Origin of the sequence: Halolactibacillus sp. JCM 19043 (genome assembly GCF_001310395.1) — a bacterium.
Lineage (GTDB): Bacteria > Bacillota > Bacilli > Bacillales > Amphibacillaceae > Halolactibacillus > Halolactibacillus miurensis.
The window spans coordinates 1-1,736 of the sequence record NZ_BAXD01000072.1 but is presented as its reverse complement, the minus strand read 5'-3'; the positions used below and the strand labels follow the sequence as shown (position 1 = coordinate 1,736).

Below are 1,736 nucleotides of genomic sequence, written 5' to 3'. Positions count from 1 at the left end.
AAAAGTAAAAGGGAGAAAGAGACTTTCCCCCTTTTATCAGGTTATTCGCTTAAGCGTTCATATTCTGAATCCATTTCACTTAATAAGCCATCTAATTCCCCACCTAGTAAGTAGTCTTGGAACATAATTTCTACACCATATCCTTGTGGGTAGTAGTGATCAGAGAATGGTAAAACATCCCCTTCTTCAAAATATGGTTGAAGTTCTTCAAGTGCTGGATCTGTTTGTTCTGCTCCTTCTACCGCGGCAAACATACGTTGTGTTTCTAGATAGAATTCAACATTTTCTGGTTGCAATAAGAACTCAACAAATTTTTGTGCTTCTTCAGGATGATCCCCATCTTTCGCCATAGCAATCGCTACATCGACACCAGATACGATGCTATTATGATCGTTTGTTGCAGGCATTGGGAAGACACCTACTTCTAAATCAGGATTTGCTTCTAAAATTGGACCAAGCGCCCAAACACCTTGCATGTACATAGCTGCTTCACCATTAGCAAAAGCTGTGTTACCCATATTGTAATCATAACCAAAGACATCATTTTCAGCGTATGGTAATAATGTTTTAACCTTTTCAGCAATTTCGCCGTATACTTCTGTAAATGACGTGTTTCCTGCTTCTAATTCGTCAAAGAATGCCATACCGTGTGTATTCGATGCAATCGTATTTAACGGAGGTAAAACCGTCCAAGCTTCACCATAAGTTGACATTAATGGATTAACATCTGACGCTTTAATTTCATCAAGTAACGCAATGAAATCATCCCAAGTTGTTGGAATTTCTAATCCTAAATCATTAAAGATTGTTTTGTTGTAAAGGACACCATTCGCATTCACAGAATGTGGGAATGCATATAATTCTTCTGTGCCACTTAAACGTTTTAACATGTCTTCATATTCGTCTGTTACCGTATCAAGTAAGGCGTCATCTGATAAATCTTTTAAGACACCTGCACGCGCTACTTCACCAAATGTAACACCACCATTAATTGTCATCACATCAGGAATGTCATTTTGTGATAAACGTGAAAATAAGACCGTATCCGCATCCGGAGAATTATTTTGAACCACTGTGATATTTGTGTTTTCTGCTTCAAACTTTTCAATTAAAGCGTCAAATTCTTTAACCGCTTCACTCTTGAATTGGAAGAATTCTAATTCAACTTGATCGCCAGAACCACTATCTGATGAACCTCCATCCGATGTGTCATCACCACATGCTGCTAATACTAGTACCGCTAGTAACATTACTATCAAACCTTTTAACATTTTATTCATTTTCTAAAACCCCCTGTTTTTTGTAAGCGTTATCAACAATATCCTAAAAAATAAACTGACAGATTGTTTGCTAAGGATACGCCTCCTTTATTGCTTGTTAGTTTGTATTAACTTTATGGCTATATCTTATCACCCTAGAAAAAGTATGTCAATCGTTTTCATATATTTTTTTAAGGTTTTTAAATCGATATTGTACGTTAAATGTACAAAAACACAAAAATCAGGCGTTTTATATTGTTAAAAAGCACAAGATGAAACCGTTTTATTTATTTTAAATGTGAAAACGATTAACATATGCTATAATTACCATACATACAAAATAATTATATTATAAATGGGGAATGTTCTATGGTTAGTATTAAAGATGTCGCTAAAGAAGCAGGCGTATCTGTGACGACTGTCTCACGCGTGATGAATAATCGCGGCTATATTGGTGAAGCTACACGCGAAAAAGTT

2 protein-coding genes are annotated in these 1,736 nt (G+C 35.8%); one reads left to right on the top strand and one right to left on the bottom strand.

Features of this window, described 5'->3' with window-relative positions; translation table 11 throughout:
* Positions 1–41 precede the first annotated feature (41 nt).
* Complete coding sequence (locus JCM19043_RS15620) at positions 42–1,280, bottom strand: ABC transporter substrate-binding protein (RefSeq protein ID WP_062323981.1); 1,239 nt, start codon at positions 1,278–1,280, stop codon at positions 42–44.
* Positions 1,281–1,628: 348 nt separating this feature from the next.
* Between JCM19043_RS15620 and JCM19043_RS16195 the strand changes: the two genes are divergently transcribed.
* On the top strand, positions 1,629–1,736 hold a 108-nt coding region (locus tag JCM19043_RS16195; RefSeq protein ID WP_156321452.1), incomplete at its 3' end, for a LacI family DNA-binding transcriptional regulator.

Coding starts and splice junctions, on each gene's coding strand:
- JCM19043_RS15620 (WP_062323981.1), bottom strand. CDS start 1,280: ATGAATAAAATGTTAAAAGGTTTGATAGTAATGTTACTAGCGGTACTA.